A 6,904-nucleotide genomic window follows, 5' to 3' on the forward strand; every position below is an offset into this window, starting at 1 on the left:
CAGGTCTAAGGGTCTTTCGGACGCAGAAGGTGAACTTCTAAGAACCTATTCTATTGAGTGTTTCAATCCCCGGCCAGGTCTAAGGGTCTTTCGGACACACCCCGGTATCGACTACGCCCAAATGGTCGCAGTGGAGTTTCAATCCCCGGCCAGGTCTAAGGGTCTTTCGGACGGGGTTATGACAAACCCATTTTCGCATTGCTCACCGGTTTCAATCCCCGGCCAGGTCTAAGGGTCTTTCGGACACTCGCCGAAGTTTCAAGAGTTAGCCAAGTTGCAACCCGGTTTCAATCCCCGGCCAGGTCTAAGGGTCTTTCGGACGGTTACCGCCGTGGTAGCCATCGTGGTTTTCCTGGGAGGTTTCAATCCCCGGCCAGGTCTAAGGGTCTTTCGGACTTACGTCGAGAAGAGAGGCAAGGTAACAGGGATCGTGTTTCAATCCCCGGCCAGGTCTAAGGGTCTTTCGGACGCAGAAGGTGAACTTCTAAGAACCTATTCTATTGAGTGTTTCAATCCCCGGCCAGGTCTAAGGGTCTTTCGGACACAAAGGATGACCTGCTTCAAGCAGCTATCCTTTCACGTTTCAATCCCCGGCCAGGTCTAAGGGTCTTTCGGACGTTTCAAGAGCGCGCGAAATCGGCAAAACAACCAAACCGTTTCAATCCCCGGCCAGGTCTAAGGGTCTTTCGGACCATGAAACATGACTATGGTTGATGGATGTTTCATTTTTTGTTTCAATCCCCGGCCAGGTCTAAGGGTCTTTCGGACAGTGGCTATTTTAACTCTTTTAAAAACAACCACTTAAACTACCCGTTCGGCTAACCTGCCTTCCGCAGGTTTTCCTTGCGGGGTTACGACAGGCTTCAAATCATCAATTTTCAAGGAAACTGGTTGATTGAATTAGAGTTACAGGTTTGGGCTAACCTGGGACATTTTGAGGGATTTTGAGGTTAGCCCGAAAAGAGTGATTGAGACCTGACTACAGTAGCTTGAGATCAGGCGAAAGTCAATCATTTTCTGAGGTTGATTAACGAGTTAAATTTATACCTATCAATACTTTACTCTACCTAAGCCACAACTGGAAACTTTAACTATTTCCAACCCGCTGAACCCTGGAAATCTTAGATAATCAAAACATCAAGGTGTGGCTCTCCCCAACTCTGCCCCTGTGTGCCGGTATTTTTCTGGCAGGAGCGACAGAAACGATAGATCCGTACTTTGTCCACCCGGCGATTGACCGTTCCTTTCAGGTCCATAACCAGCTCATCGAATTTTTTTTGAGAGAGGACGCATTCAAAAATGCTTCGCTGGACACGAACCCCATACTTCTCCATCACGGCTGCTGTACGTTTCAGTCGCCGGTCATCGGAAATGTCATAGGCCACAACGATAAACATGGACATAATACCAATTTGGGGTCAGGGCATCGGGGTCAGGGGTCAGGGAAATTCAATTTTTTCAATGATTTAGCTATTTGCTAATGCGACATCATCATTCCAAAATGGTATAGCCTGATCTCGTCTAATGCCACTCTTGAAATGGCGTATACTTTTGATTCTGAAGAACAGCTCGCTGCAAAGCCAAAGCTTGTTCGTGCAATGCTTTTCGAAAGCAAGTGTGCTGGCCATTTGATGGATTTGTAAATTCCGTCGTCATCAAACGCTCATATTCGCCCAGAAACCGTTTCCGGCCTGGAGAATCGAGCAGTACCCCGCCTTCCTCAGATTTCACAAAATCTTTCGGAGATAAAACCCCAAGGTTAAAGACATTGGTTGTCAGGCGATCAATGGTCATGGCGCGAAATTCTTCGATCAAATCCAGCGCCAGTGAACACCGACCGTAGTCAACTCCGTGAAAAAAGCCAACATACGGGTCAAACCCAACCGAAGCGGTCGCCGAAATTGCCTCTTGATACAGCAACGTGTATCCAAAGCTGAGAATTGCATTGACAGGATCTTTCGGCGGACGGCGGGTTCGTTTGTCGAACGTCAGTCCATTGCGCAGCATTCCCCCAAAAACTTGAAAATAGACGGCGGCAGCCTGGCCTTCAACACCACGCAAGGCATCCAGACTCCCAGTTCGGCCAGCTTGTCTCAGCATTAATTCCAGAGCGGTGAGCGCCTCGGAAAATTTGGTTTCGGAATGGTTTCGTTGGTACCTGGAAAGGACACGGGCGGAGTTGGCAATTTTGGCCATGACAACCTCCCGAGCCAGGCCAATCGCAAAGTCAGGGCTGCGAAACCGTTCAAACTGTGCCAGCCGAAGCAAAACGTTTTTTGATTCCAGCGGCGCCAGTCGCCCTTTGAGCTTGCCGTGAATGCTTAAAAAAACGGTATCAATTCCATGGTCCAGCAGAAAACTCATCACCTGGGTCGTGAGTTGAGCGTTGCCAACCACGACGACTCGCTCAACTTTGAATTCATGGATGGAAGCCAAAACCGTATCCTGGTATTTGACCACGAGCCGGTTTTGTTCTTTATGGAGTGTTGTGTTCTGCTCGGTTAAATACAAAGTCGCCATTGGCGTTCCTCCGATGAAGCAATGTTGTACCAGTTTGTAGTCAGTAGTCAGTACCAGTTAAGGGTTGAAATGGTTTTTGTTCTCATCCCAAAGGGATGGAGTAAAGTGAGCCGGTGGTCAGCGTCGCTTTGGACGCGCCACCACCGGATGTGGGTCAGATCCAGGATTTTCCCCACCCGGCCAGCCGCCGCCATAGGCGGCGGCTGGCCGGGTGGGAGATTGGAAGCAACGCCCTGGGCTAGCGTGCCTTCCGCCCAGTTCCTGGGTTCAAATCCGCTCATTTTTTCAACTCTTCATTCGCATTACAAAAGAAAGACGGCTTTGGGGGTTGGGTCCGGCATCCGTCCAATGGACTTGATTGCTCGAAGGCATCCACGGCACAGTTCGTAATACCGGACACTGTCTTCCACTGGTTCAATGACCCGTTCCACCTCCGCCAGAAGCTGGTCAAACCTGGAATGGGAAATTGAACATTCAAACAGACTGTACTGAACTCCATCTCCATACTTTGAAAGTAATTTATGAAGACGGGTTCGACGACGGTCATCCGTGATGTCATAGGCCACCACAAACAGCGTTGAATCTAGGTTCATTCGGTTCCCCCAATCTTTGAAGCCAGTTGCCCAAGCCAACCAGCCACCGTTCGCCGCGTTGTCGTGACGGCATTTCCACTGTGGTGGGCAATTGTTTGGGCAACGACGGCTGGGAGCGTGGCTGGAGGAACAATGTTCCCATCGGCAGCAAAGTGGTACCCGAGAAAATCAAAAGCCTCACCCGGTCCAACAATTCGGGTTTTCTCGGGGTGCAATCCAAGATGCCGTTGTTTGAGCGACTGACGCACCAGCCGGAGGGCATTGGCCGCTTCGGTTTTCGTCTGAGCGGCAATGACAAAGTCGTCGCAGTAGCGAATGAACCGCATTCCTTTTCCAGTTAAAACTTGATCTACCGGATGAAGGTAAATATTTGACAGTAGCGGAGAAATCGGCGACCCCTGCACAATCCCCCGTGAAATGGTGCCTCGGGATTGAATCGCCCGATACACCAGCGGAGCGACGGTGAGTGCCGCCGCCGCAACTCCACCAATTCCCAGAACTGGGAGAGCCAGCCGCGAAACCAGCGCTCTTTCGGCCAGAGCCCCCACCACGCCATTTTCGACAAACCGACGCAAGAGTGCCTGTCTCCGCTTCGCCACGGTTGATTCGGTCAGGGCAACAGTTTCAGGCTGAGAATCAAGCGGTTCCATCATTTCTGGTTCAAAGCCCGTAGCCGGAACCCCAAGCCGGTCATTGACATATTCATCAGCCATCGAACCCAACGTGTCGCTCAGGCCAAGTCGGGCCCGAGCAATCGTTGACTGGCAGCGTTCAAGCATCCCCAGTTGAGTTGAGATCTGAGGTTCCATCGCGCCGGCATCCAGCCAGAGTCGAATCAGCTTTAAAAGATCGGGATCGTCAAGGGTTTGTGAAACCTCAGCACAGAGCAGCGAATGATTCACGGACGGAAAGAAATCGAGAATATCCGCATCAACTGTCCAGACGTACCCCTGGGCACGAGCAATCACCAGGTGGTGGATAGCGGTTTGGATGGATCTTCCCTGCCGAAAAGCAAAACTACAATCCAGAAACTGACGCTCAAACACCGGTTCGATGGCATCGAGCACCGCTCGTTGAGCAACCCGGTCGCGAACGGTCGGAATGCCCAACTCGCGTTGTGCTCCATTCGGTTTGGAAATACTGACCCACCGATTGGGCAAGGGTTGATAGGTCCGGTTGATCAGATTCCGGGAAAGCTCGGTTAAATGTTCAGACAGCTTTTTCTCAAAGGCTGCGATGTGAAGGGCATCGCTCCCGGCAGCGCCACGGTTGGCTCGAACCTTGCGCCATGCCTGATAGAGCCAATCCAGAGCGGCAATTTGCCTGAGCAATCGTGAAGGTTCAGTTGAATTGGGTGTTGAGTTCATCATCAGGGCATCTCCTTTCCTGGAAACCGTTAATTTTGCTTGTTTCAAAAGCAGGATTGGCTAAGTACCTCGTCATAAGTTTTCTGAGATATTGAGTTTGGTAAGTATTTGATTCTTTTCGTATTTTTCGTGTTTTTCGTGGTTAAAATGTCTGGAAATTTTCGGTAAGGTACTTATCTGTTCGACAAATTCACTTCCGGCGGACATCCTGGTGACGCTGCTCCCACCAGTTCCAGGCCATGTATCCCAAAATTCCAAGGTTGAGTACCACGCCAAACCACATCCACCGATTTGGATGGCGACGCAGTGAAGGTACAAACCAATAAACCAATCCGCTTCCTCCAATAAGAATCAGCACCACATACAGAAAAAAATTAATCATCACCTTCTCTCCTGATTTGAGATTGGGCCATCCGGGCCTGATCGTTGAAGCGGTCCAGAGCTTCGCGCAGCCACTCACGGCTCGATTGACGGTTTGGATCGAGCTTCAAAATTTCGCGAAAACAAGTGGCGGCCAGTTCAAATTCTTTATCAGCCATAGCCTGTAACCCATTTCTTGATAATTCATTGAGGCGGGCTTCTTTCTCTTGAAAACCCACTTTCGATTGATGGGTTTCGGCCAGCAAAGCCTGAGCTTCCTGATTTGAAGGGTCGTCCACCAAAACCTGATTGACCAGACGTAAACAATCTGGCAGTGCCTGGTTGTCTAAATACTGGTGGGCCATTTCAAGCCATTGACGATGCTGGACGGCCCTTGCCCGACGAATCTGACTTTTCACACCCGTTACCCGGCGATCTTTCGGGCTAAGTTGTTGGGCTTGAGCAAGGAGTTCCAGTGCCTGAGCATAATTTTTGGACTGTGCCAGGAGCAGAGCTTGATCGAGTATAGTCTTGACGTTTTGCCGCAGATTTTGCTGGGCACGTTGCTGGGTGTACTGCTGGATCTGCTCTTCAGAGCATAGACACATGATTTCACCCGTGACCGGATGAAACGGCGACTCATACTGTTCAATTTGTTTTCCTCGATCACGACAAAACTGGAGTGGCCGTCCCGTGCCCCGATGGGTTCGCACTCCCTTCATCCAGTCATAGGCCACGATGATGCGTGACTCAACTGGCTTGAGTTCGATTCCGAATTTCGGATCCCGACCTGGTGCGTCGAAAAACAGGACGTCTCCCTGTGGAGTGACCAGATACCATTTCCGGGGTTCGCCCGATGGAGAGTAATAAAAACCATCCAGGTACAAATGGATCAAAAATGAATATCCCGCGAAAAACAGCGCCGCCAGTACTATTCCCTGGCGTCTTTTCTGAGAATCGAGTGAAAACACCATTCTGACACAGCCTGATCCGACCAAAGTTATCAGGGTTGCTACGCCACGGGCCATGGATTCCGACATTCCGAAATCAACCATCAGGCGGTGCTTAACCGCAAAAAAGAACCACAGATTTGAAAACAGGAATCCACCGATCAACAAGACCAGAATCACCACCAGGGTAATTCCAATACCGAGGAACCACCTGTACATATCCACCTCCTTTGTCCTTCTGAGGTGGGTACATTAAAGCTGAATTTTCTCGATATTTTTTCTGGACAACCTAGTTGAGAGGCACGCTTTGGAGTCAGTGAAACCTGGGATTGGTTCTCATGGTGTGGTTAAAGTAATGAAAAATCTGCATTTACCTGGTCTGGCCTATGTTCCTTTTGTTTCTTTGGACACAAAAAAAGCCGCAATGATTGCGGCATAAAATTGAGGTTACTCCCCGGCCAGGTCTAAAGGTTCTTGGGACAAGTGTTGTGGTTTAACCAAACAGGACAAACCGGGGCGTTTCAATCCCCGGCCAGCAATTCTTTGTTTGGAAATGAAAAGAGTCAAGAGTTCCGCCTTTATAGCAGTTCTTAAATGAACGAATGACAAATATGTCTTTGAAGTCCTGTGGATGCAAGAAATGTGTGTACTGCGTTCACCTGAAAACTGCTATAGGCGGTCCCAGTGTCCCTTGGGACCAACTTCGGGGGACAAACCCGCCTAAAGGCGGAACTCTTGACTTTTCCCCTCCTGGTTGAAGTCGCCAAGTGTTCCAAATCGCCATCTTTTTGGGTTTGAACTCGAGAAACCATTCAAACAAAGAATTGCTGATCCCCGGCCAGGTCTAAAGGTTCTTGGGACTCGTTGTTGCTCAGGGTGATACAGCTTACCAGCTGATGGTTTCAATCCCCGGCCAGGTCTAAAGGTTCTTGGGACAAGTGTTGTGGTTTAACCAAACAGGACAAACCGGGGCGTTTCAATCCCCGGCCAGGTCTAAAGGTGTTCAGGACTCTGCAGCATCCGGTGGCACGTTTGGCACAAGCGTCGTTTCAATCCCCGGCCAGGTCTAAAGGTGTTCAGGACCATACGCTTCCCGTCAATGACTCGGAAGTGA

At 50.0% G+C, this 6,904-nt stretch carries 7 protein-coding genes and 1 CRISPR repeat array; all 7 genes read right to left on the reverse strand.

What is annotated here, in order from left to right; all coding sequences use genetic code 11:
* Positions 1–59: 59 nt before the first annotated feature.
* Positions 60–768: a CRISPR direct-repeat array (repeat unit 37 nt; unit sequence GTTTCAATCCCCGGCCAGGTCTAAGGGTCTTTCGGAC).
* Between the two features lie 353 nt (positions 769–1,121).
* Complete coding sequence (cas2, locus tag HY774_29315; protein ID MBI4752611.1) at positions 1,122–1,403, reverse strand: CRISPR-associated endonuclease Cas2; 282 nt, start codon at positions 1,401–1,403, stop codon at positions 1,122–1,124.
* A gap of 118 nt (positions 1,404–1,521) precedes the next feature.
* Entirely contained in the window at positions 1,522–2,520 is a 999-nt protein-coding gene (gene cas1 / locus HY774_29320; protein MBI4752612.1) for a CRISPR-associated endonuclease Cas1, read from the reverse strand.
* A gap of 47 nt (positions 2,521–2,567) precedes the next feature.
* The gene (locus HY774_29325; GenBank protein MBI4752613.1) at positions 2,568–2,801 is read right to left on the reverse strand and encodes a hypothetical protein; all 234 of its coding nucleotides are present in this window, start codon (positions 2,799–2,801) and stop codon (positions 2,568–2,570) included.
* A 21-nt stretch (positions 2,802–2,822) separates the two neighbouring features.
* On the reverse strand, positions 2,823–3,113 hold the full coding sequence (gene cas2 / locus HY774_29330; protein MBI4752614.1) for a CRISPR-associated endonuclease Cas2: 291 nt from the start codon (positions 3,111–3,113) through the stop codon (positions 2,823–2,825).
* On the reverse strand, positions 3,110–4,483 hold the full coding sequence (locus HY774_29335; protein MBI4752615.1) for a hypothetical protein: 1,374 nt from the start codon (positions 4,481–4,483) through the stop codon (positions 3,110–3,112). The genes cas2 (HY774_29330) and HY774_29335 overlap by 4 nt, the downstream gene beginning before the upstream one ends.
* Before the next feature lie 187 nt (positions 4,484–4,670).
* The gene (locus HY774_29340) at positions 4,671–4,862 is read right to left on the reverse strand and encodes a hypothetical protein (protein MBI4752616.1); all 192 of its coding nucleotides are present in this window, start codon (positions 4,860–4,862) and stop codon (positions 4,671–4,673) included.
* A complete protein-coding gene (locus tag HY774_29345; protein ID MBI4752617.1) occupies positions 4,855–6,009 on the reverse strand; it encodes a tetratricopeptide repeat protein in 1,155 nt (384 codons plus the stop codon). Before HY774_29345 ends, HY774_29340 begins: the two co-directional genes overlap by 8 nt.
* Between the last annotated feature and the right edge of the window lie 895 nt (positions 6,010–6,904).

This window comes from Acidobacteriota bacterium (assembly GCA_016208495.1).
Lineage (GTDB): Bacteria > Acidobacteriota > Blastocatellia > Chloracidobacteriales > Chloracidobacteriaceae > JACQXX01.

What these genes read in the sequence shown, in the direction of transcription:
- HY774_29335 (MBI4752615.1), bottom strand. Translation starts at nt 4,483, where the DNA reads ATGATGAACTCAACACCCAATTCAACTGAACCTTCACGATTGCTCAGG.
- HY774_29325 (MBI4752613.1), bottom strand. Translation starts at nt 2,801, where the DNA reads ATGAGCGGATTTGAACCCAGGAACTGGGCGGAAGGCACGCTAGCCCAG.
- HY774_29345 (MBI4752617.1), bottom strand. Translation starts at nt 6,009, where the DNA reads ATGTACAGGTGGTTCCTCGGTATTGGAATTACCCTGGTGGTGATTCTG.
- HY774_29340 (MBI4752616.1), bottom strand. Translation starts at nt 4,862, where the DNA reads ATGATTAATTTTTTTCTGTATGTGGTGCTGATTCTTATTGGAGGAAGC.
- cas2 (MBI4752611.1), bottom strand. Translation starts at nt 1,403, where the DNA reads ATGTCCATGTTTATCGTTGTGGCCTATGACATTTCCGATGACCGGCGA.
- cas2 (MBI4752614.1), bottom strand. Translation starts at nt 3,113, where the DNA reads ATGAACCTAGATTCAACGCTGTTTGTGGTGGCCTATGACATCACGGAT.
- cas1 (MBI4752612.1), bottom strand. Translation starts at nt 2,520, where the DNA reads ATGGCGACTTTGTATTTAACCGAGCAGAACACAACACTCCATAAAGAA.